General features: G+C 64.6%; 23 protein-coding genes and 1 tRNA gene. 8 read left to right on the top strand and 16 right to left on the bottom strand.

The window, feature by feature from the left end:
• Nucleotides 1–90: 90 nt before the first annotated feature.
• The 9 genes from pafA to AB0313_RS00965 form a co-directional block, all read right to left on the bottom strand.
• Nucleotides 91–1,455, bottom strand: a complete 1,365-nt coding sequence (gene pafA, locus AB0313_RS01005) for a Pup--protein ligase (RefSeq protein WP_366303025.1) — start codon at nt 1,453–1,455, stop codon at nt 91–93.
• Nucleotides 1,456–1,465: 10 nt separating this feature from the next.
• Entirely contained in the window at nt 1,466–2,176 is a 711-nt protein-coding gene (gene prcA / locus AB0313_RS01000) for a proteasome subunit alpha (RefSeq protein ID WP_141941382.1), read from the bottom strand.
• 1 nt (nt 2,177) lies between these two features.
• Nucleotides 2,178–2,999: a proteasome subunit beta gene (gene prcB, locus AB0313_RS00995; RefSeq protein WP_141941380.1), complete on the bottom strand. Its 822-nt coding sequence runs from the start codon at nt 2,997–2,999 to the stop codon at nt 2,178–2,180.
• A gap of 81 nt (nt 3,000–3,080) precedes the next feature.
• Nucleotides 3,081–3,284, bottom strand: coding sequence for a ubiquitin-like protein Pup (locus AB0313_RS00990; protein WP_141941378.1), 204 nt, complete (start codon nt 3,282–3,284; stop codon nt 3,081–3,083).
• 84 nt (nt 3,285–3,368) lie between these two features.
• A complete protein-coding gene (gene dop, locus AB0313_RS00985; protein ID WP_141941376.1) occupies nt 3,369–5,042 on the bottom strand; it encodes a depupylase/deamidase Dop in 1,674 nt (557 codons plus the stop codon).
• Nucleotides 5,039–6,790 (bottom strand): proteasome ATPase, encoded by a 1,752-nt coding sequence (arc, locus tag AB0313_RS00980; RefSeq protein WP_307305550.1) that lies wholly within the window; start codon nt 6,788–6,790, stop codon nt 5,039–5,041. Before arc ends, dop begins: the two co-directional genes overlap by 4 nt.
• A gap of 82 nt (nt 6,791–6,872) precedes the next feature.
• Nucleotides 6,873–7,937: a tRNA (adenine-N1)-methyltransferase gene (locus AB0313_RS00975; RefSeq protein WP_141941371.1), complete on the bottom strand. Its 1,065-nt coding sequence runs from the start codon at nt 7,935–7,937 to the stop codon at nt 6,873–6,875.
• A gap of 99 nt (nt 7,938–8,036) precedes the next feature.
• Nucleotides 8,037–9,233, bottom strand: coding sequence for a site-2 protease family protein (locus tag AB0313_RS00970; protein ID WP_366303022.1), 1,197 nt, complete (start codon nt 9,231–9,233; stop codon nt 8,037–8,039).
• Nucleotides 9,220–9,951 (bottom strand): HAD family phosphatase, encoded by a 732-nt coding sequence (locus AB0313_RS00965; RefSeq protein ID WP_307305557.1) that lies wholly within the window; start codon nt 9,949–9,951, stop codon nt 9,220–9,222. The genes AB0313_RS00970 and AB0313_RS00965 overlap by 14 nt, the downstream gene beginning before the upstream one ends.
• Before the next feature lie 151 nt (nt 9,952–10,102).
• On the opposite strand from AB0313_RS00965, the gene AB0313_RS00960 reads away from it, so the two are divergent.
• A complete protein-coding gene (locus AB0313_RS00960) occupies nt 10,103–11,008 on the top strand; it encodes a PAC2 family protein (RefSeq protein ID WP_141941367.1) in 906 nt (301 codons plus the stop codon).
• A gap of 89 nt (nt 11,009–11,097) precedes the next feature.
• Here AB0313_RS00960 and mshC read toward each other — a convergent pair whose 3' ends face one another.
• Together mshC and AB0313_RS00950 are read right to left on the bottom strand one after the other, a co-directional pair.
• Nucleotides 11,098–12,375 carry a cysteine--1-D-myo-inosityl 2-amino-2-deoxy-alpha-D-glucopyranoside ligase gene (gene mshC, locus AB0313_RS00955; RefSeq protein WP_366303019.1) on the bottom strand — a complete coding sequence of 426 codons (1,278 nt, stop codon included), beginning with the start codon at nt 12,373–12,375 and terminating at the stop codon, nt 11,098–11,100.
• A gap of 15 nt (nt 12,376–12,390) precedes the next feature.
• Complete coding sequence (locus AB0313_RS00950; RefSeq protein WP_141941364.1) at nt 12,391–13,224, bottom strand: undecaprenyl-diphosphate phosphatase; 834 nt, start codon at nt 13,222–13,224, stop codon at nt 12,391–12,393.
• 51 nt (nt 13,225–13,275) lie between these two features.
• Here AB0313_RS00950 and AB0313_RS00945 point away from each other — a divergent pair, with 51 nt between their 5' ends.
• The gene (locus AB0313_RS00945; protein WP_141941362.1) at nt 13,276–14,208 is read left to right on the top strand and encodes an aldo/keto reductase; all 933 of its coding nucleotides are present in this window, start codon (nt 13,276–13,278) and stop codon (nt 14,206–14,208) included.
• Nucleotides 14,209–14,251: 43 nt separating this feature from the next.
• Here the strand turns inward: AB0313_RS00945 and AB0313_RS00940 are convergent, their stop codons facing one another.
• The gene (locus AB0313_RS00940; RefSeq protein ID WP_141941360.1) at nt 14,252–14,518 is read right to left on the bottom strand and encodes a hypothetical protein; all 267 of its coding nucleotides are present in this window, start codon (nt 14,516–14,518) and stop codon (nt 14,252–14,254) included.
• A 40-nt stretch (nt 14,519–14,558) separates the two neighbouring features.
• Between AB0313_RS00940 and AB0313_RS00935 the strand changes: the two genes are divergently transcribed.
• The gene (locus AB0313_RS00935; RefSeq protein WP_018771130.1) at nt 14,559–14,792 is read left to right on the top strand and encodes a DUF5703 family protein; all 234 of its coding nucleotides are present in this window, start codon (nt 14,559–14,561) and stop codon (nt 14,790–14,792) included.
• On the opposite strand, the gene AB0313_RS00930 is transcribed toward AB0313_RS00935, so the two are convergent.
• Together AB0313_RS00930 and AB0313_RS00925 are read right to left on the bottom strand one after the other, a co-directional pair.
• Nucleotides 14,789–15,949 carry an acyl-CoA dehydrogenase family protein gene (locus AB0313_RS00930; protein ID WP_366303016.1) on the bottom strand — a complete coding sequence of 387 codons (1,161 nt, stop codon included), beginning with the start codon at nt 15,947–15,949 and terminating at the stop codon, nt 14,789–14,791. The genes AB0313_RS00935 and AB0313_RS00930 overlap by 4 nt on opposite strands.
• 12 nt (nt 15,950–15,961) lie before the next feature.
• The gene (locus tag AB0313_RS00925) at nt 15,962–17,266 is read right to left on the bottom strand and encodes a M20/M25/M40 family metallo-hydrolase (protein WP_307305571.1); all 1,305 of its coding nucleotides are present in this window, start codon (nt 17,264–17,266) and stop codon (nt 15,962–15,964) included.
• Between the two features lie 170 nt (nt 17,267–17,436).
• Here AB0313_RS00925 and AB0313_RS00920 point away from each other — a divergent pair.
• A tRNA-Leu gene (locus tag AB0313_RS00920) sits at nt 17,437–17,519 on the top strand.
• A 96-nt stretch (nt 17,520–17,615) separates the two neighbouring features.
• On the opposite strand, the gene AB0313_RS00915 is transcribed toward AB0313_RS00920, so the two are convergent.
• Nucleotides 17,616–18,002 (bottom strand): hypothetical protein, encoded by a 387-nt coding sequence (locus AB0313_RS00915; protein WP_141941354.1) that lies wholly within the window; start codon nt 18,000–18,002, stop codon nt 17,616–17,618.
• A 371-nt stretch (nt 18,003–18,373) separates the two neighbouring features.
• Between AB0313_RS00915 and AB0313_RS00910 the strand changes: the two genes are divergently transcribed.
• The 3 genes from AB0313_RS00910 to AB0313_RS00900 are packed head-to-tail and all read left to right on the top strand — an operon-like array spanning nt 18,374 to nt 19,936.
• Nucleotides 18,374–18,970, top strand: a complete 597-nt coding sequence (locus AB0313_RS00910) for a TasA family protein (protein WP_366303014.1) — start codon at nt 18,374–18,376, stop codon at nt 18,968–18,970.
• 46 nt (nt 18,971–19,016) lie between these two features.
• Complete coding sequence (locus tag AB0313_RS00905; protein ID WP_366303012.1) at nt 19,017–19,652, top strand: signal peptidase I; 636 nt, start codon at nt 19,017–19,019, stop codon at nt 19,650–19,652.
• Nucleotides 19,649–19,936 (top strand): hypothetical protein, encoded by a 288-nt coding sequence (locus tag AB0313_RS00900; RefSeq protein ID WP_366303010.1) that lies wholly within the window; start codon nt 19,649–19,651, stop codon nt 19,934–19,936. The genes AB0313_RS00905 and AB0313_RS00900 overlap by 4 nt, the downstream gene beginning before the upstream one ends.
• Before the next feature lie 185 nt (nt 19,937–20,121).
• Here AB0313_RS00900 and AB0313_RS00895 read toward each other — a convergent pair whose 3' ends face one another.
• The gene (locus AB0313_RS00895; protein ID WP_222116069.1) at nt 20,122–21,684 is read right to left on the bottom strand and encodes a CehA/McbA family metallohydrolase; all 1,563 of its coding nucleotides are present in this window, start codon (nt 21,682–21,684) and stop codon (nt 20,122–20,124) included.
• Between the two features lie 222 nt (nt 21,685–21,906).
• Here AB0313_RS00895 and AB0313_RS00890 point away from each other — a divergent pair, with 222 nt between their 5' ends.
• Nucleotides 21,907–22,080, top strand: a complete 174-nt coding sequence (locus tag AB0313_RS00890; protein ID WP_141941346.1) for a CsbD family protein — start codon at nt 21,907–21,909, stop codon at nt 22,078–22,080.
• The last annotated feature ends 20 nt before the right edge of the window (nt 22,081–22,100 follow it).

The raw sequence follows: 22,100 nt of genomic DNA, 5'->3' as shown, positions 1-22,100 counted from the left end.
GGATACGACATTCCGCATCACGGCGGACAATGCCGTTCGAAGGGTCCCGTTACGAAGGACCTTATCCAGAATAGACCCTGAAGCTGGACGTCAGCCCATAGAGTCCAGAAGAGCCTCCACGCGGTCGTCCACGCTGCGGAAGGGATCCTTGCACAGGATGGTCTGGTGGGCGCGGTCATTCAGTTTAAGATGCACCCAGTCCACGGTGTAGTCCCGCCCCAGTTCCTGCGCACGGCGGACAAAGTCACCCCGCAGCTTGGCACGGGTGGTTTGCGGTGGTGCATCCACCGCGCCCTTGATCACCGTATCGTCAACGATCCTGCGGACCGCACCGCGTGATTGCAGCAGGTAGAAGAGCCCGCGGCTGCGGGAAATGTCGTGGTACGTAAGGTCCAACTGGGCGATCCGTGGCGCATCCAGTGCCAGGCCGTGGCGTTCGCGGTAGTTGTCCATCAGCTTCTTCTTGATGGCCCAATCGATCTCAGTGTCAATGCCCCTGGTGTCGCCCGACTCGATGGCGTGGAGTGTGCGTTCCCACAGATCCAGGATCAGCGGAACATGCTGGTTGTGGGCACCGTGTTCGTTGACGAAGGCCGTGACCTTGCCCATGTACTCCTGCTGAATCTCCAAGGCAGTGAGCTGCCGCCCGTTGGCGAGGCGCACCAGCGCGCGGCCGGTGAGGTCGTGGGAGATTTCCCGGATGCTGCGGATGGGGTTCTCCATCCGCATGTCACGCATGATCACCCCTGCTTCGATCATCCGAAGGACGAGGTCCACGGTGCCGATTTTCATCAGCGCCGTTGCTTCGGACATGTTGGAATCCCCCACGATGACGTGCAGCCGCCGATAGAACTCGGCGTCGGCATGAGGCTCATCCCTGGTATTAATGATGGGCCTGGACCGGGTGGTGGCCGAGGAGACGCCCTCCCAGATGTGGTCGGCGCGCTGGGAGAAGGCGTAGGTGGCACCGTGCGGTGTCTTCAGGATCTTTCCCGCCCCGGCGATGAGCTGGCGGGTGACGAGGAACGGGATCAGTATCTCGGCGAGGCGGGAAAACTCGCCGCGCCGGGGAATGAGGTAATTTTCGTGGCTGCCGTACGAATTGCCCGCCGAGTCGGTGTTGTTCTTAAAGAGGTACACGGTGCCGTTGAACCCCTCGGCGGCCAGCCGCGCCTGGGCCTCATCCACCAGGTCGTCGAGGATCAATTCACCGGCGCGGTCGTGGGCGATCAGCTGGGCAAGGTCATCGCATTCCGCCGTGGCATATTCCGGGTGGGACCCTACGTCGAGATAAAGCCGCGAACCGTTGGTTAGGAACACGTTGGATGAGCGCCCCCAGCTGACCACCTTGCGGAACAGGTACCGGGCCACCTCCTCCGGAGCAAGAGGCCTGGAGTCGGGACTCGAGTAGGAGATCCCGAATTCGGTTTCAATGCCGAAGATTCTCTTGTCCATTTTGTTCCTCCTAGGCCAGCAGGGCTGTGATGTCCGCGCCGCTCAATCTGCGGAAGGCGCGCCGGGTGCCGCGGGAGCTGTCGGAGAGCCTGTCGAGGACGGCCACTTCAAGAGCGCTTGACGGCAACGGCGTCGATGGCTGGTCCCCCTCCTGGGCGGGCGTCAGTCCCTTCACTGCGAGCCGCACCGCGTCGGCGAAGCCGAGGGACGCCTGCCATCCGGCGTCGATGACCGCGGAAACCTTCTCAGCCTGGCCGCCCATGACGACGAAACTGTGCTCGTCCGCGATCGAGCCATCGAACGTTAACCGGTACAGATGGTCTTCGGCCTGGGTGGGACCTACTTCTGCCACGGCGAGTTCCACTTCAAACGGCTTTTGCTCGGCGGTGAATACGGCGCCCAGGCTTTGCGCGTAAACGCTGGCCAGACCGCGGGCGGTAACGTCCTCGCGGTCATAGGAGTAACCGCGGACGTCGGCATAGCGGACACCGGCCTGGCGGAGGCTTTCGAATTCGTTGTACTTGCCCACGGCGGCGAACGCGATCTTGTCGTAGATTTCGCCGACTTTGTGCAGGGACGGCGAAGGGTTCTCCGCGACAAGCGCAATGCCATCGGCGCAGCTGATGACCACCACCGAGCGGCCGCGGGCGATGCCCTTCCGCGCGAAATCCGCGCGGTCCTTCATCAGCTGCTCGGGCGACACATAGAACTGCTGCGTCATCTCAGGCCTCCCGTCCGGCGATGGTGCGGGCCTCGATCACGCCGCGGGACGCGGCTGCGAGTTCGGCCTCCGGAATACGTCGGGCCCCCGTGCTGTCCACCGTGTAGACCACGGGCCACAACTGCCTTACCGTATCCGGGCCGCCGGTGGCGGAATCGTCGTCGGCGGCGTCGTACAGGGATTCCACGGCAACGGAGAGCGCTTCCGCTGCCGTCAGGTTGGGGCGCCAGAGCTTTTTCAGGGCGCCACGGGCGAACACAGAACCGGACCCTACCGTGTGGTGCTCGTGTTCCTCGTACCTGCCCCCGGTAACGTCGTAGGAGAACAGGCGGCCGAGACCGGCGGTGGTGTCAAAACCTGCAAACAGAGGGACCACTGCGAGCCCCTGCAAGGCCAGCGGAAGGTTGCCCCTGATCATGGCCCCGAGCCGGTTGGCCTTGCCTTCGAGGCTGAGCTGCGTTCCCTCGATCTTTTCGTAATGTTCAAGTTCGACCTGGAAAAGCCTGGTCAGGTCGATTGCTATGCCGGCTGTTCCGGCGATGCCAAGGACGGAGAAGTGGTCCGCCGGGAAGACCTTTTCGATGTGCCTGCTGGCGATGACGTTTCCCATGGTGGCCCGCCTGTCGCCGGCCATCAGGACACCGCCCCCGTAGCTCATCGCAACGATGGTCGTGGCGTGTGGAACCTGCAAAGGGGCAGCCGCCGTCGCGCCACCCGGCAGGGACCGGTTGAAGGGCAGCAGCTCAGGCCGGTCCCGTAGAAGGTGCTCGGTAAAGGACGAGGTGGCGTTGGCGGCTACCTGGTTGGCGGTTGATTCCTGCACTCATCACTCCTTTGAACGTGGTACTTCAACGTCGGTACAGATTCCGGCCGTCCGCGGCTTCCGCCACCTCCCGGGTCCGGGTTACTGGCCGCCCTTTTGGACAAAGGCCCGGACAAACTCCTCGGCGTTGGATTCCAGGACGCCGTCGATTTCGTCGAGCAGGTCATCCACGCCTTCGGTTGATGCCGAGGCCTGCGCTTCGGGCGGAGCCGGGGGTGCCTCGGGGATGTCTTCGTCGACCTGGGTGTCGCGTGATTGCGGCTGCTGTTGCTCCTGGCCTGCCATTGGTTTCCCTCCTTCTGACTTCGGCGGATCAAGCGGATCCGCCGATATGCCCATCCTGCCACGGGATAGGCGTTCCGGCGCGGTTTACGCCGCAGGCGGAGTGCTGTTGTGTCCCAGCAGTTCCCCGAGGAACGGGGCCGCATCCCGGTAGCGCTCAAACAACGCTCCGGTGAGGGCTTTGGTTCCCCTCAGGGGCTCCCGGGTGGGAACCCGCTGAAGCCGTCCGTAACCCGGCACGTCGAAGATGACGGAGTCCCAGCTTGCCCCCACCACGTCCTTGCCGAAGGTGCTGATGCACTTGCCCCGGAAGAAGGCCCGGGTATCGGCCGGAGGCTCGGACACGGCCTTTGCGATGGCGGCATCATCCACCACACGCTGCATCCGGTTCCTGGACAGGAGCCGGTAGTAGAGGCCTTTTTCGGGCCTGATATCTGCCCACTGGAGATCCACCAGGCCCAGCCTGGCATCACTCCACTCAAGTCCGTCGCGCTGGCGGTAGCCCTCCAGCAGGGAAAGCTTGGCCACCCATTCCACAGAGGAGGCAGCAGCAGCGCGGTCATTATCAAGCTGGGTGAGAACCGACGCCCACCGCTCCAGCACCTCGTGGGTGTGCCCGTCACCGTCCACCGAGTCACCCACGCCGGTGTCCTGGGCAAGTTTGGCGGCGGCCTCGTGGTACATCCACTGCAGGTCCAGGGCAGTGACGCGGCGGCCGTCCAGCAGGCGCAGCTTCGCTGTCAGTGTGGTGTCATGGCTTACGGTCTTGAGCGCTGCGACGGGCTCGAAGACCTCGATCCTGGGCGCCAGACCGGCCTCGATGAGGCTGAGGACCAGCGCCGTAGTGCCGAACTTGAGGTAGTTGGACACCTGGCTCAGGTTGGCGTCCCCGATGATGACGTGCAGGCGCCGGTATTTGTCCGCGGTGGCGTGCGGCTCATCCCTGGTGTTGATGATAGGCCTGCGGATAGTGGTTTCCAGGCCCACTTCAGCTTCGAAGAAGTCCGCCCGCTGGCTGATTTGGAAGCCGGGGATGGAGCTGTCCTGGCCGATTCCCACGCGGCCTGCTCCGCACACCACCTGGCGGCTCACAAAAAACGGCGTCAGCCCGCGAACAATGTCCCCGAAAGGCACCGACCTGGGCATGAGGTAGTTCTCGTGGGAACCGTAGGACACGGACTTGTTGTCCGTGTTGTTCTTGTAGAGGTTGACCGGCGGGAGGGCAGGGTCCGCGGCCAGCCGGCGCACGGCGGCAAGTCCAACCAGGTCCCCCGCCGCGTCCCAGGCCACCGCATCCCGCGGGTTGGTGACCTCCGGGCTTGAGTATTCAGGGTGTGCATGGTCCACGTAAAGTCGGGCCCCATTGCCCAGGACCATGTTCATGAGGAGGGTTCCGGACTCATCCTGCCCGTCCAGTTCAAGTTCCTCGCGGCCGTAGGCCAGAGCCACCGCCTCTGCATCAAGCACGGGCGGCTGGTCGGTCAGCTGGCTGGGATGGGCCGCGCCCCTGTCCACCGTCCAGCCGCGGGCGTCATGGAGCGGCTCTTCATCGGTGTAGTCCCAACGGGTTTCAGCTCCACCCGCAGCCCGCTGCCGGGTGACTTGGGCGTACGCCTGCACCACCCGGGCGCTCATCATGGTGGCATTGGCGGAGGGTGCGGAAGGGGCGTGGATGCCGTATTCGGTTTCCGCCCCCATGACCCGCATGGCTCCGCCTGCGGGGAGAGCCTCCCCGCCGGCGGATCCCTGTGCACCCGTCATAGATACTGTCCTGTGGTGGGCATGGTCTCGATGGACTTGCCGGGCTCCTGGCCTGCCTTCCCTTGGACGATGGTGCGGATGTAAGTGATCCGTTCGCCCTTCTTTCCGGAAATCCGGGCCCAGTCATCCGGGTTGGTGGTGTTGGGCATGTCCTCGTGTTCACGAAACTCGTCCACCACCGCCCGCAGCAGGTGCTCGATCCGGAGCCCCTTCTGGTGGGTGGTCAGCAGGTCCTTGATGGCGTACTTCTTGGCCCGGTCCACCACATTCTGCACCACGGCGCCGGAGTTGAAATCCTTGAAGTACAGCATTTCCGTGTCGCCGTTGGCGTACGTGACTTCCAGGAACTCGTTGGACTTGTCCGTGGAGTACATGGCTTCCACCGTGCGCTGGACCATGGCGTCCACGGTGGCCTGGACATCGCCGTTGTGTTCGGCGAGATCCGATTCGTGGAATGGCAGATCGGGCGTGATGTATTTGTTGAAGATGTCGGCGGCAGCCTCCGCATCGGGCCGTTGGATCTTGACCTTCACATCCAAACGGCCGGGCCGGAGGATGGCCGGGTCAATCATGTCCTCGCGGTTGGATGCGCCGATGACGATGACGTTGTCCAGGCGCTCCACGCCGTCAATCTCACTGAGGAGCTGGGGCACGATGGTGGTTTCGACGTCGGACGAGATGCCTGTGCCGCGCGTGCGGAACAAGGAGTCCATTTCGTCGAAGAACACCACCACGGGGCTGCCGTCCGAGGCCTTTTCCCGGGCTCGGGAGAAGATCAGGCGGATGTGCCGCTCCGTTTCGCCCACGTACTTGTCAAGGAGTTCGGGTCCCTTGATGTTCAGGAAGTAGCTCTTGAGGTCCACGTTGCCGGACCGCTCGGCGGCGCGCGCAGCCAGGGAATTGGCGACGGCTTTGGCGATCAGGGTTTTGCCGCAGCCTGGAGGACCGTACAGGAGGATTCCCTTGGGCGCTTTCAAACCATGCTCCCGGTAGAGGTCCGGATGCAGGAACGGAAGTTCCACTGCGTCGCGGATCTGCTCGATCTGGGGACCCAGGCCGCCGATGTCCTCGTAGGTAATGTCCGGGACTTCCTCGAGCACAAGGTTCTCCACCTCGGAGCGGGGCACCTTTTCCAGGGCATAACCGGTGCGGGAATCGACCGAGAGGGCATCGCCGACCCTGAGCTTCTCCGCCTGGAGCGCCCCTGAGAGACGCACGACGCGTTCCTCGTCGGCGCGGCCGACCACCAGGGCGCGGTCCCGCCCCAGCATCTCCTTCAGGGTGGCCAGTTCGCCGGCGCGCTCGTAGCCCAGTCCGGCGACAATGAGGAGTGCTTCGTTCAGCAGCACTTCCTGGCCCACGGATAGCTGGTTTATATTCACCAGGGGGCTGACGCCCACGCGCATTTTCCGGCCGGCGTTGAAGATGTCCACCGATTCTTCGGTGGCCGCCTGGCCGCTGTTGCCCGGAGCGGGCTGACGCTTGGGATTGATTTGAAGAATGGTGCCGAAGCTGTAAGGCGGCTGACCCTCCTGGTCCAGGGCATTTTTCAGCCGAAGGATCTCTGCCTTCGCCGTCTCAAGCATGCTGACCAGCTTGGAGTTGTTCTGCGTCGCCGCTGCCAACTGGCGGTCAATATGCCTGAGCTTGTCCCGAAGTATGTTGACCTGGCGGTCAGCAACCGAGAGGTCGTTGGCGGCAGACTGCTCTGCCGGTGTACGTCCGGAGTCCTGGTTTGGTGTCTCCATGATGTATCAGCCCCTTCCTGCGCTTCTCTTAAGACATTAGTCCCAAGAAGGCGGGTAGGGATGGAGACTCTCGAAATCTGGACTAGTTCGTGACCTCGGGGGTATCCACCACGTTCGTCCCGGCAATGGCGTCCCGGGCAGCGCGGCGCAGCTTCTTGTCTGACACGGCCCGCTCCCCCACGGCGCCGGGCGTCCACGCGTTGACGTCTTCTTCGTTGAACTCGGTTTTGGAGGGACGGCGCTTGACGGAGATGCCGGTGACGCCATCTGCGAGCCGCCGGGTAACCAGCAGGAATCCGGTGTGGGCCACCATTCGGTGGTCTGGGCGGACGGCAAGCCCTTCGAGGTGCCAGCCGCGGACCAGCGACTCCCAGGCGTCCGGTTCAGTGAAGCGGCCATCGGCCCGGATGGCCTCTGCCGTGCGCGAAAGCTGGGTGACGGTGGCAACGTAGTTGATCCAGACGCCGCCCGGTGCAAGGACGGTGGCGACGGCGTCGAGGCACTCCCACGGCGCCAGCATGTCCAGGACTACGCGGTCCACGGATCCGGGCTCCTCAGCCTTAACTACTTCCTCCTGGAAGTCGCCGAGGGAAATCTGCCAGGCGGGGTGCGGGCCGCCGAAGATGGTCTCGACGTTGCCGCGGGCTATATCCGCGAACTCCTCCCGGCGTTCAAAGGAATGCAGGTAGCCGTTGTCGCCCACGGCGCGGAGCAGGGAAATGGACAGGGCACCCGAGCCGACGCCGGCTTCCACCACGCGTGCGCCGGGGAAAATATCCGCCATGGTGACGATCTGGCCGGCGTCCTTGGGATATACGACGGCGGCGCCGCGCGGCATGGACAGCACAAAGTCGGAGAGCAGGGGCCGAAGCGTCTGGTACTGCTGGCCCACATTGTTGACCACCACGGAGCCGTCCACCTTGCCGATGATTTCGTCGTGGTTCAGGAAGCCGCGGTGCGTATGGAATGCTCCACCACGTTCGAGCGTGATGGTGTTCATACGGCCGCGTTCGTCCGTGAGCTGGACGCGTTCGCCTTCGCGGAAGGGGCCACGTCGACGGGCAGCTCCCACCGGCTGCGAGCCGCCGGCGGCAGCACCGGCCCGGGCTGCTCCCTGGGCGTCATTGACGGCAGTTTCGCTGCTCATGATTTTTCCTCGCTCCTGTGAAACCTGTTACGCCGCGGAGGGAAACGTCCCGGGGACACTGTGGCCCTTTCAGCGGCAATGCACGACCGGCAGGTAACTCTACCGGTTCTGGCCCTGCCGGCGCCTATCGGTGCCTTGGCGCTTTCCTGTCATGGCGGCGAGGACAGCATCCTGGGTCAGCAGCCCGGTGACGCTGCCGTTGTGGTCCACCACCGCGTAATGGCGTCCTTCCAGCTGCGAGAGGAACTGGATCAGTTCCTGTCCCTTGGACCACTCGGGTACATAGGCTCCGGCAGCGAGGGGGAAGGCTACGGCGGTGATGGGGGTCGTATCGGCAGCTGCCGCGGGTACGGCGGCCAATGCCTCCGGATCCACCACCCCCCGGGGCCGGCCGTCTGGTCCGCACACTACTACCGACGGTGTTCCTGCTGCCTGCACCCGGAGGGCGTCGCGGACGGTGCCGGTGGCTGCAACGCCGCCCGCCGGCGTCGACAAAGCGGCGGCGCTGACCAACGGGAGACGTCCGCGGAGCGTTCCCTGCTGGATCGATGCCGAGGCACCCATCCAGAGAAAACCGCCCACCAGGACGGTGATCATGATGAGGCTGAAGTCCGGCCGGTCACCGGCGAGGTAGGGACGCAGGAGGAACCAGTAAGCGATCGCGACAACGATGATGCGGCCGCCCCAGCCGGCAGCCACGGTGCCCTTGGCCTGGCTGCCGGTGGCCTTCCAGACAATCGATTCCACCAGGCGGCCACCGTCCAACGGAAGTCCAGGCAGGACGTTGAAGACACCGATAAGGAAGTTGGCCCACATAAAGATGTTCGTCAGGATCCCGGCGACACTGCCTAGGCTGTCGGTACCGAGCACCAGCCACGCACCGCCGGCAAGGAGGAAGTTCGCTGCGGGTCCGGCAAAGGCGACGAGCACGGACCGTCCCGGGGAGGACGTAAAGCTTTCGAACTGGGTGTGGCCGCCCCACAGGTTGAGGACGATCTTCTGCGTGGGCCAGCCATAGATCTTCGCGGTCAGCGCATGGGCCAGCTCGTGCACGAGAACGGAGATCAGCAGCAGGACGGCGTAGGCAAGGGCGACCAAATAGGCGGCCATTCCGAGCATGGGATTGTTCCTGGCCAGTACCGGCCCATAGACAATCACCGTGAAGGCCGCGATGACAAACCACGAGTAGGCGAGAACTACAGGCACTCCGGCGATGCGTCCCAGCGGGATTCCTTCGCGGCGGCCCGGGCTCCCCTGTTGGGTGCCCGTTCCGGCCCCTGGGTCAGCCACGTGCATCACCCTGGGATGCGCAGGCCGGACCGGAGGGAACCGTGCTGGGCAACAGGGCTTCAAGCTCTGCAATGCCGCGCCCTGCGAGAGTTTCCCAGAGCGCGTAGTCCCCGTTGTCCGGCAGCGGCACGATGTGCGGCACGGCGACGGTGGTGACCCCGGATGCCACTGCCGCAGCGACACCGGGCACGGAGTCCTCGAGGGCGATGCAGTGGTGGATGCCAAGTCCGGGATCGTCTTCCTGCAGCAGTTCGACGGCGGTGAGGTAGGCCTCCGGGTGGGGTTTGCCCTGGCTTACGGTGTCCCCGGTCACCACCACCTCAAAATATGGCCGCGGGAGGCTCGCCACTACTTCGCGCGCCAGGGGACCCTCTGACATGGTGACCAGCGCGCAGCGGATGCCGGACAAGTGCAGTTCCTCAAGCAGCTCACGGGCACCCGGCCGCCACGGCACCCGCTGCCGCACACTGCTGATGACCTGGGCGGTAAGGGTGTCAATGATCTCGCGGATTTCCAGCTCGACACCGGCCTCCTGGAGCAGGCCGGCCGAAAACGTCAGTGACTGGCCCACCAGCTGCATTGCCTGGCGGTGGCTCCACGTTCCGCCATGGGATTCGACCAGCGCGTGCTCGGCGGCGATCCAGTAGGGCTCCGTATCCACGATGGTGCCGTCCATGTCCCAAAGGACGGCTTTGAGCGGTGAACCGGGGGCAGGAGATCGCATGACGCCAGTCTACGGGGGATGGCTGGGCGCAGGCTGTGGGCTACGCCCTTGGCGAATATCGGGCATGGCGGGAGCCCTTGGCTCCGGTTTCCCGCGATTTGCGGCGCTTCATTCCATGCGCAAGCGCGCACCTTGGACGTAGGGTGAAGAAATGAATAGCTTCGAGGGAGACACCGCCGATCAGGGTGCCGGACCCGAGCGGGAACGGTTCCTGCAGCCAGTGGCTGAAGGACAGCGAATAACGGTGATGCTTGCCGCCTTCGAAGGATGGAACGACGCCGGAGAGGCCGCCAGCGATTCGTTGCGTTACCTAAACAAGCTGTGGGGTGGAAAGAAAGTGGCATCAATCGATGCCGACGAATACTACGACTTTCAGTTCACGCGCCCCACAGTCCGCCGGAATGCGGCCGGCGAACGCAAGATCAAGTGGCCTTCCACCCGGATCTACAAGGCCACTGCGCCCAACTCGAACGTGGACGTCATTTTTGTGCAGGGAACGGAGCCCTCCTACAAGTGGCGCGCCTACACCGCCGAACTGCTGGCCCATGCCGAGGCGCTCAACGTCGACTACGTGGTGCTGGTAGGCGCACTGCTGGCAGATGTGCCGCACAGCCGCCCGATCCCCGTGAGCACGTCCTCCGATGACGCCCCGCTGCGCGAGCGCATGAACCTGGAGGCGTCCCAGTACGAAGGCCCCGTTGGGATTGTGGGCGTCCTGTCCGAGGTTGCCCTGTTGGCGGGAATCCCCGCGGTGTCCCTGTGGGCCGCCGTCCCCCATTATGTGGCGCAGGCTCCTTCGCCGAAGGCGCAGCTTGCCCTTCTGCACCGCATTGAGGAACTGCTGCAGGTGCCGTTGGATACCCATGAGCTGGCAGAGGAAGCCGACGCCTGGGAACGCGGCGTGGACGAACTCGCCACCGAGGACCCCGAGATTGCTGCCTACGTGCGGCAGCTGGAGGAAGCCAAGGACACAGCCGACCTTCCAGAGGCCAGCGGCGAGTCCATCGCCCGCGAGTTTGAGCGGTACCTGAAGCGCCGCGGCCAGGACCGGCCCTAGCGCGCCGGTCAGCCCCTTTAAAACCAGAAGAGGCCTGGCCGGGAGAAATCCCGGCCAGGCCTCTTTTTCTTAACGCTGGGAGCCTGCGTCTAAAGCCTGATGCCCAGGAGGGCGTCCACGGCGTCCTTTACCAGGGCGCGGTCAGCATCGTTGGCGGCAGCACCGCCGTCGTTCGCTGACCGTGCCCAGCGTGACACGGCAGCAACCGCTGCCGGCGCGTTCAGGTCTGCTGCCAGTGCTTTGCGTATTTCGGCGAGCAGCGCCTGGCCTGAGCCCTCGGGAGCGTGGTCCAGGGCTTGGCGCCACGCCGCCAGGTCTGCTTTCGCGGCGGTGAAGCCTTCATCAGTCCAGGACCAGTCGGAGCGGTAGTGGTGTGACAGGATGGCCAGCCGGATCGCAGCCGGCTCCTCACCCGCCGCACGCAGTCTGGAGACCAGCACCAGGTTGCCTTTTGACTTGCTCATCTTCTCGCCGTTGAGCCCCACCATGCCGGCGTGGGCGTAGTGCCGGGCCAGGGGAATCCCGGCGAGCGAATACGCGTGGCCGGCGCCCATCTCGTGGTGGGGGAAAATCAGGTCCGATCCTCCGCCCTGCACCGTGAAGGGTGAGGGCAGGTACTTTTGTGCGATGACGGTGCATTCGATGTGCCAGCCGGGCCTGCCGGCGCCCAAGCTGCCGCCGGGCCAGCTCGGTTCCCCCGGCCGTTCCACGCGCCAGAGAAGGGGGTCGAGCGCCTGTCGCTTACCGGCCCTGCCGGGATCCCCGCCACGCTCAGCGAAGAGCTCAAGCATGGCGCTTTCGCTCAAGTGGGAAATGCATCCCAGGACCCAGGCGTCAGGAGCCGCTGAGTGCTTGCCGGCCGCTTCGACGTCGTAATAGACATCGCCGTCGGGCTCGCCGTTGGCACCCGCCACCTGGTACGCCAGCCCCATGCTGACGAGCCGTTCCACCTCGGGCACGATCAGGCCGATGGACTCCACAGCGCCGACGTAGTGGTCCGGCGCAAGAACGTTCAGGGCTTCCATGTCGGTCTGGAAGAGTTCCACCTGCTGTGCGGCGAGGTCGCGCCAATCAACGCCGGTGGCGGTGGCACGTTCAAGCAGGGGATCGTCCACGTCCGTGACGTTCTGCACGTAGGAAACCTCGCTGCCGGAATCACGCCAGGCCCGGTTCAGCAGGTCAAATGCGACGTAGCTGGCCGCATGGCCCATGTGGGTGGCGTCGTAGGGAGTGATCCCGCAGACATACATGGAGGGTCTTGCCTCGTGTTCCAGCGGAAGTTCGCGGCCTGCCGCAGTGTCGAACAGCCGGATGGCGGGCATGTTTCCGGGCAGGGCAGGAACGGGGCGGGAAGTCCAGGATTTCACAAGCCAAGCCTAGTCCTAGGCGCTGATGACGCCGAAACCGAGCAGTAGGTACAGTGCCAGGCCCAGGAAAATGCGGTACCAGACGAAGAGGCGGTAGCTGCGGGTTGAGACGAACTTCAGGAACCAGCCGATGATGACGTAGCCCACGACCAGTGCGATCACGGTGGCAAGGGCTGTCTCCGGAAGGCCGAACGGCCCGGAGATGCCCTCCTTGGTTACCACCTTGTACAACTGGTACAGCCCGCTGCCGAACACCGCGGGGATGGCCAGCAGGAAGGAATACCGGGCCGCAGCTTCACGTGTGTAGCCCATCAGCAGGCCAGCGGTAATGGTTCCACCGGACCGGGAGACCCCGGGAATCAAGGCGAGTGCCTGCGCGAGGCCGTATAGGATGCCGTGCTTGTAGGTCAGGTGGGCAAGGTCCCGTTTCTGGGCGCCGACCGCGTCGGCGACGGCGAGGATGAGGCCGAAGACGATCAGCATGGTCGCGACGATCCACATGCTGCGGAGCACGGACTCGATCTGGTCCTGGAAAAGCAGTCCCAGCACGACAATGGGAACGCTGCCGAGGATGACCAGCCAGCCCATCCTTGCGTCAGGATCCTGCCGCGGCACCCTGCCGGCAAGGGAGCCCGCCCAGGCCTTGACTATCCGGACAATATCGCGCCAGAAGAAGATCAGCACTGCGGTCTCCGTGCCGAGCTGCGTGATTGCCGTGAAGGCGGCGCCCGGGTCCTCTGCGTTGGGGAGGAATTCCCCCACGATCCGCAGGTGGGCACTTGATGAAATAGGTAGAAATTCGGTCAGTCCCTGCACAAGGCCCAGCAGGGCCGCTTCAAACCAGTTCACGGTAAGACCCTACGGCATGGCGCCCGTGAATCTGCCCGTAAGCTTGCTGCTATGCAGCAGCGTTACGTCGGCAACAGTGGATTGCGAGTATCAGCCCTCTCCCTGGGCACCCGGTCATGGGGCGGGGAAACCGACGAACAGGACGCATCGGAACTGCTGCGCACCTTCCTCGACGCCGGCGGCCGGCACCTGGACACCTCGGCTTCCTACTCGGGCGGCGGTTCGGAGGCCGTCCTGGGCTCGTTGCTTGGCGATGTGGTGTCCCGCACCGAGATTTCCATTTCCACCAAGGCGGGGATGACGACGCCGGACGGGCGCCGTGCGGTGGACACGTCACGCAACGCGATGCTCACAGGACTTGACGCCAGCCTGGCCAGACTGGGCACCGACTATGTCGACCTCTGGTTTGCCGAGGCCTGGGACGGAAACGTTCCCCTCGACGAAACTTTGTCCGCGCTGGAATTCGCTGTCAGGACCGGACGTGCGCGGTACGCCGGTATCTCGAACTTCAAAGGCTGGCAGGCCGCCAAGGCCGCCGCCGTCAACCGCGTCCCCCTGGTTGCCGTCCAGGCCGAATACTCGTTCCTTAACAGGGCGCCGGAGGCGGAACTGATCCCGGCCGTGGAGGACGCCGGGTTGGGGCTCATGGCATGGGCTCCCCTGGGCCGCGGGGTCCTCACCGGCAAGTACCGGGGCAGCATTCCCGCCGGGTCCCGCGGGGCATCGGTTACAGAAGCTGCATATGTCGAGCCCTACCTTGAAGAAAAACCCTCGCGCATTGTGGACGCCGTCTGCATGGCGGCAAACGGGCTGGGCCGCACACCCCACGACGTGGCGCTGTCCTGGTTGCTGTCACAGAACGGCGTTGCCACTGCCATCGTGGGAGCGCGCACGCCTGTACAGCTCAAGGAAATCCTCGACGCCCAGCTCTCTCCCCTGCCTCCACAGATTGCACGGGCTTTGGAGGACGTTTCCGCCATCTGAGGGCCTGCCGGGCGTGATTACAGGGCGTGCTCCTGCGGTGCTGCTATTCCTCGACGATCTCCAAGTCTTCGTCGTCGTCCACGTCTGCTTCCTCGTCCTCTTCGTCCTCGTCATCGAAGACCTGCAAAGGGGTGACTTCGTTGTAGGCCTCGTAGAGCGCGTCCTCGTAAACCTCAAAGGCATCGGCTACGGCGAAAAAAGCTGCCTCGACGGAGGGGTCACCGTCCCCGCGGCGGTTCGATGCTGCTATAAGGTGTTCTTCCAAAGCGGTGGTCAGGGACGAAAGCGCGACACGCGGATCGATGCTCATGACTTCACGTTAGCCGGAAAAGGACGAAAATGGAGAGCAAATGAAGGAACAATTTCTCACCAGCTCGGTCCAGCGGGAACGGGACTATTTGCGGCAGTACGAGTACCTCGTATTGACTGTCAGCCCTGATGACTCCCTGCCGGAGGCGCGGCGCCGGCTGGTTGAACACTCCGAATACGGCAAGTGGGAACTGGAACGCAGCAAGCTCTACGTGGGCGGCGGCAGGCGCTTTTGGCTGCGCCGCCGGGTGATGCAGGTCCAGCGGACCGTCTAGTCTTCCAGCGGCCCCAGCCAGGCGTTGGCCACGGTGTTGTGGGCTGATTCGTCGTCTGACGGGTGGAACATCCCGGCCAGTACGTCCCGGTAAAGGCGCTCCAGTTCCGAGCCCCTGAAGTAGCTTGATCCCCCGCTGACGCGAATGGCCAGGTCCACCACGCGGCGTGCGGTTTCGGTGGCGTTGACTTTGAGGCCCACCAGTTTGGGGAACCATTGGGAGCCGTGGTCTGCCAGAGCGTCGACGTCGGCGGTCACCGCGGCGAGCTGGGGGTACAGGTTGTCCATGGCCATGGCGGCTTCTGCCACTTTCCAGCGAATGTCCGGGTCCTGCGCGTAGCTTCGCCCGCCGTTCTTGAATGACGTGCGCCGTTTTACCGTCTCCACGCCCAGGGCCAGCGCCCGCTCGCCCAGGCCGGTGTAAACAGCAGCGAGGAGGCTTTCAAAGCAGGCGAAGATCGCGAAGATCAGCGGGTCAGCGTTGGGGCCCGCCGGTAGTTTCCGGAAGATCCTGTCCGCTGGAACGGTGACACCGTCGAGGACAGTGGTGGCGGACTGGCTGGCGCGCATGCCCAGGGTGTCCCAGTCGTCCAGGATTCTGTAGCCGGGCGTTTCCCGGGTGATGAATCCGTGGACCAGTTCCCCGGCTCCGTCCCTGGCGTCCGGGTCCTTGCCGAAGATGCCAAGGCGGGTCCACGCCGGCGAGAGGCTGGTGAAGATCTTGGTTCCGGTGAACGAGTAGCCACCATCCCTGTCCGGAGTGGCGGTGGTCCGGGAATCGAAGAGGACCGAGTCGTTGCCTGCTTCTGAATTGCCGAACGCGAACACCTCGCCCCGGGCGGCTTCCTTGAGGACGAAGTCAAGGGAGCTGTCACCCCGGACAGCGAGGACGTGCGCGACGCCGGTCCACACCAGGTGCATATTGACGGCCAGCGCGGTGGCAGGGGCAGCCGTTGCAAGCCTGCGCTGGCACTGGGCCGCCGCTTCAAGCCCCAGCCCCGCGCCGCCGTCGGACGCTGGAACAAAAAGCTTCAGGTACCCCGCCGTGGCCAACTCCTGCAGGTCCTCGTGGAAGAAGGCGTTGTCCCGGTCATATCCGGCAGCGCGGCCACGGACACGCTCCAGGAGTTCGTCGGGCAGCAGATCCCCAGGAGTCATGGCCCGGTCCTCTCAGTAGTTGGTGAGCAGGGTGTTCAGCACCCGGGCGCCGAACTTAAGGGAGTCTGCAGGGACGCGCTCATCCACCCCGTGGAACATGCCGGTGAAGTCCAGTTCGTCAGGCAGCATGAGGGGTGCGAAGCCGTAGCCGGTGATGCCGAGCCTGCTCAGCGACTTGTTGTCCGTACCGCCGGAGAGCGTGTACGGCAGCACCTTGGCCCCCGGGTCCTCCTTGTGGAGGGCATCGATCATCGAGTCGACCAGGTTGCCGGCGAAGGGCACCTCGAGCGAGACGTCGTTGTGGACGTAGCTGACATCCACGCCGCTGCCGGCCAGTTCACGGACCATCTCGAGGACCTGCTGTTCCTGGCCCGGCAGCGTGCGGCAGTCCACCAGGGCTTCAGCGGATTCCGGGATGACGTTGTGCTTGTAGCCGCCCTTGAGAAGCGTCGGGTTGGTGGTGTTCTGCAGGGTGGCGCCCACGAACCTGGCTACGGTGCCAAGCTGGTTGAGCAGGAGGTCCGGGTTGTCGGCGTCGAACTCCACGCCGGTGAGTTCAGTCACGCCGTCAAGGAATTGTCGCGTGGTGGGAGTGAGCTCGATGGGCCACTTGTATTCACCGATGCGCGTGACTGCGGCGGCAAGCCGGGTGACGGCGTTGTCGGTGTTGATCTGGGAGCCGTGGCCGGCCCTTCCATGCGCCACCAGGCGGAGCCACGAAATGCCCTTTTCCGCCGTTTGCAGCAGGTAGGTCCGCTGGCCGCCGATGGTGGCCGAGAAGCCGCCCACCTCGGAAATGGCCTCCGTGGCCCCCTCGAACAGTTCCGGACGGTTATCCACGGCGTAGCGGGCGCCGTACACGCCGCCGGCTTCCTCATCAGCAAAAAACGCGAAGATGATGTCGCGCTTGGGCTTCCTGCCTTCCCTGGCGAAGCTCCGCAGGACGGAAAGGATCATGGCGTCCATGTCCTTCATATCGACGGCGCCGCGGCCCCAGATAAGGCCGTCCTTCAGTTCTGCACCAAACGGGTCCACCGACCACTGGTCACGCAGCGCGGGAACGACGTCCAGGTGGCCGTGCACCACCAGGGCGCTGGCTGAAGGGTCTTCGCCCGCCATCCTGGTCACCACGTTGGCCCGGCCGGGCGCGGACTCGAAGATCTCCGCCGTCATGCCCACCTCTTCGATCAGGCCCGCGGCGTACTCCGCTGCCGCACGCTCCCCCGGCCCTGAACCGTCACCGTAGTTGGAGGTGTCGATCCGGATGAGTTCCTGGCAGATCCGGACAACTTCATCCTCGGGCAGGACGTCAGGCATTGAAGGCTCCTTGGTAGGGAATGACTGGCTGGCGCGGGCGTAGCCGCTGCCCTCAGCCTACCTACTTGCCCCGATTCGTTGTTCTACGAAAAGTCGTGTTAGAGTTTTTCTCGCTGCTTCGGAGAGGCGCGAAACGCTGAAAGGCGGGACGGCTTTCCGAAATACCACCTGCGCGGGTGGCGGAATGGCAGACGCGCTAGCTTGAGGTGCTAGTCCTCGAAAGGGGGTGGGGGTTCAAGTCCCCCTCCGCGCACGATTGGAAAGCCCCGGAAAACGTTGTTTTTCCGGGGCTTTCTTGTGTTTTCCGGTGATGGGTGCGGGCCGGAACGAAGCTCCAGGTCGCGTTGCGTCAGCAGGTGACGGAAGCCGGAGATGCAGTCCTGCTCTTCCACACGTTGGTGGTCCCGGACACCTGGTACTGCGCCTGAACGAAGTAGGTCCAGGTCCCCGCGCCCGCCGTCTGGCTGGAGTACCCGTTAGTTGCAGGATTGATGGTGTAGATGACGCCGGTGGGGTCGGTGACCACGAGGACGTAGGCGGTTGCCCGCGGGACGGTTCCGACGCTGTTCACGGTAATGCTTAGGCGGTACTTTCCGCTGCTGCCAATCTGGCTGCAGGAAGCGGTGGTGGACGATGACGGGGTCGCGAGCCTCAGCGCCCCTGCGGTGAAGCCGGACGACGTGGAAGCTGTGAAGGCCGCGTGGGCTGCGGGGACGCCAACGAGAAGGAGGGACAACAGAAGCGCCAGCAATGTGCCGGCTCCCCTTGCCCGATTCCTGCGGCCTCCCACGATGCCCTTCCCTGTGCTTTCCCGGTGCCATGGACCTGCACCCTCCCCCACCTTTCCGGATGTGCCTCAAGAACTGCTCAAGGTCGCCTCTGGATGGCATCAATCCGGGCCCTCCAGAGTGTGACATGACCCTCAAAATCGCTCTTGACCTGCGGTGATGATCATTCTTGAGAGAATCTTGAGCTGATGTGTGGACCCGTCTTGATGTTCGCCGGGAATGGTGATCCAAGGTCAGGTCAAGCAGTGTGTGCCTGGCTTCCGACGGCCGGCCCACTGGGGTGGGCCCTTCACAGAAATGGACCAAAGCAATGGGCATCATGAAGACCACCACCGGCAAGATCCTCGCCTCCGTAGCCCTCGTCGGCACAGCTGCCGCCGTGGCCGGCATGGGCACCTTTGGCTCCTTCTCCTCGAGCACCACCGCCAGCCAGGCAGTCACCGCCGGCACCATCAAGATAGCTCTGGGCACGACTCCCGCAGACACCCTCACCGTTCCGGTCACCGGCCTCCTGCCTGGCGACACCGTCGAAAAGCTCGTCACCCTGAACAACACGGGCAACTCCGACCTGGGCACCGTCTCCCTCACCACAGCAGACACCGCCACGCCGGTCTCGGCCCTGACCACTGACACCTCCAACGGCCTCCAGCTGCTCATCGAAAACTGCAGCGTCGCCTGGAGCGGCACCGCCGCCCCGTACACCTGCTCCGGCAGTAAGACCACCGTCCTGGCTTCAACGCCGATCATCGGTGCCAACCGGGTCCTGGCCAACCTCACGTCCCTGACCAACGGCAAGACCGACAACCTGAAGGTCTCCACCACCCTGCCCAAGGCCGCACCGGACTCCTTCCAGGGTGCTACCAGCACCATCAGCTTCAACTTTGCCGCCACCCAGCGCACCGAGACGGTCAGGTAACCACTCCGGCTGTCCGGAACCAACCACCAGAGACGAGAAAGCTGCCATGACTGCACTTCCCATCGCCCGTAACCCCCACGGCACGGTCGACGGCGTCCAGAACGACAGCGCAGCGTCCGGTTCCGGGCGGCCGGCCCGTATCCTGCGGCGGGTGCTGGCAACCGCCACCACGACCCTGTTCGCATGCGCACTGGCAGCCATCCTGCTGATCGCCATTGGCCCACGCATCTTCGGTTACCACACGCTGACCATGCTCACCGGGTCCATGGCTCCCCTGATCAACCCGGGCGACGTCGTCGTGACGCTGCCCGTGCCCATCAGTGAAATCAAGGTCGGCGACATCATCACCTACCACATCCCCGTTGAGGACCAGCGGGTCGAGACCCACCGGGTCACCGAGCTGACCCCCAACGCCGACGGCTCCATCGTCGTGCAGACCAAGGGAGATGCCAACAACGGGGTCGACCCGTGGCTGGCAACCATCAGCACCCCGACCGTCGACCGGCAGGTGGCCACCGTTCCGTACGTCGGACAGGCCATCCGGGCCATCCGCGAACCCATTGTCCTGAACGTCCTTATGTACGGGGCTCCGGCGGTCCTGGTGGTCACCATGCTGGCGGGGATTTGGCGGAAGAGCCCCGCGGACTTAAAAGCCGGGGAAAGCGGCATTCCGCGCGCATGATCAATGGTCTTGACCTTCAAAAGATCCATGACCTGGGACGGGACCTGAACAGCTCCCACGTCGCCGTCCGGTTCCTCTCCAACTTTCTCGGAATGCTCCCCCAGCGGCTGGCGCGCATCCAGTCCGCCGTCGCCGCGTACGACGACGAAACCGCCATGGACGCGCTCATCAGCCTTACCATTACCGCCGCCATGACGGGGCCGCGGAAACGGAAAGCTGCTGCCTCGCGCTTCAGGACTCCGTCAGGAAGCGGGACTTCACCCTCGCGCACGGCCAGGTGGTAGCCCTGGCCGAGGTTGTGGCACGGCTTCAGTCCGTGGCACCCCTGCTGCTGGCCCAGGCCGCCCAGGCCCTGGGCCTGGGCGGGAAATTCGCCGTCCCAGGGTGCGCCGCCGCATGGAAGGCGCCAATGACGCAGTCTGGCAGGTAGGCCTGGACCCACCTGCCAACCTGGACTGAGCGGGTCGGACTACTTGGTTCCGAGGAAGATTGGGTTGGTGAGTGCGGCCATGGGGCCGAGCAGCAGCGTCGTGCCCATGTTGGTGCCGTTGCTGGCCGTGCCGTCGGCCATGGGGTGGCGCACCTCAGCCCGGACGTAGGCGGAGAGCTGGGCGGTGGTGATCCATGTGTGGGTGCCGTGGCCGGACGCCGGGAGCGTGGCTTGCTGGGTTTGCCCTTCGTCGGTGATGATCCGGATGACACCGTTGGGCACGCCGCTGACGTTGATGCTGACGGTCACCGGGGTGTCGGCTTTGACGTCGAGCCGCTCCCCGACTCCTGCTTTCCGGCCGCCTGCGGCGACGGTGAAGTCCAGGGAGATGTTGGCGGACTCGGCGATCCAGGTGCGGCCGTTGCGGATGCCGTCCAGGACTGCGTCGTGGGAGAGTGCCGCGGCGTTGACGACGTTGTGCGGCAGGCCGATGACCTGGGGCTCGCTGTGGGCGTCACTGTTGCCCATGGCAGGGACCCAGCGGCCGCCGGTGCGCACCGAATTGGCGAGCATGGAGTCCCAGGTGTTGATGGCATACTCATCGTCAGCCGTCCATGGTCCGGTCCAGACTTCGACGGCGTCAGCATCGTCGTAGCCGAACTTCCAGCGGCACGCGACGTACGGGCAGTAGGGGTGGGCGGGGACGACGAGGCCGCCGGAGGCGTGGATGTGCTGGGCCTCCTGCTCGAAGCCCTTGTCACGCGCCCGGTAGCGCCAGTCAATCCAGTCGCCAGGTTCTATACCCAGTGCGAGGTAGTGGCCGTTGCGGGTGGTGACCTCCTCGCCCGTGAGGATGAGGAGGTCCTCGCCGGCCAGCGGCCCCCACACGCCATGCGAGGCGGGGGTGTTGTGGTCGGTGCTGATCATGAAGTCGAGTTTCGCTGCCCTAGCGCCGGCAGCCACCTCGGCAGGGGTGCGCTTGCCGTCCGAGTAGATGGTGTGCAGGTGTGCGTCGCCGCGGTACCAGCCGGCGCTCTTGCCGGTGACCTGCTTGGGCGGGTACTGGGGGCGGAACGGGGTGCCGTCGGGTCCGTACTCGAGGGTGACATTGACGGTGTAGTCCATGCCCTGCTCAGACACTTGGTAGGGGCCCAGGGCGATGTTCCAGGTGCCTTTCCCGACCGGACCGGGCAGGTAGCCGGGGGTGGCTTCGGCGGCACTGATAAAGAACTCGGTGCGGAAACCGCCGGACCAGCCGCGGAAACCCTTCCCGGCAAGCTCGGTGCCCTTCTCGTCGAAGACGCCGATGTCGCAGGCGTTGGACAGCAGCCCCGGAGTGACAGTCGGCTTGCTGTAGCTGTAGGACACGCTGATCTTGTTGACGCCGGCAGGAATCTCAACCGGCAGGTATACAAAGTCGGCTGCTCCCGGATCCAGATGGCCGGTGATTGTCCGCGTCCTGCTGGCGCCGGTATCGGCAGCGGCAAAAGACACGGGGGCAAGGGTCACGGCAGCGCCGGCCAGCGCGGCGGCGAGGAATCCGCGGCGGGAAGGGGACAGGAAGACACTTTCAGCCTCGTGGGCTTTACATGGTGAAGTCACCGCCCGAGTCTCACGATGCGGACTGAACGGCAGGTGGCCTGGTGGCTAATAGGGGCTGAACCGCGGTGATTAATTGATAGCCGCATGGCAGTTGCGGAGTTGCGGAGTTGCGGAGTTGCGGGCGCTGCGAAGTCGCCGGACTACTTGCTATCCGGAACCTAAGCATGCTTACTATAGATAAAGCCGACAACGAACGGCTGCCGAACCAGAGGAGGAAGCACCATGGGACTGGGCGACAAGATTGACAATGCTGCCGAGAAGGCGGGCGGCAAGGCCAAGGAAGCTGCCGGCGCAGCCAGCGGCGATGAGAACCTGCGGGCCGAGGGTCAGGCGGACCAGGCCAAGGGTGACCTGAAGCAGGCCGGCGAAAAGGTCAAGGACGCCTTCAAGCACTGACGGGTATTTGCGGGAAGGGC

The sequence above is a fragment of the Pseudarthrobacter sp. NPDC080039 genome, assembly GCF_040702335.1.
Classification (GTDB): domain Bacteria; phylum Actinomycetota; class Actinomycetes; order Actinomycetales; family Micrococcaceae; genus Arthrobacter; species Arthrobacter enclensis_A.
Note: the sequence above shows the minus strand (reverse complement) of the source record. Positions and strands in the feature narration are given on the sequence as shown.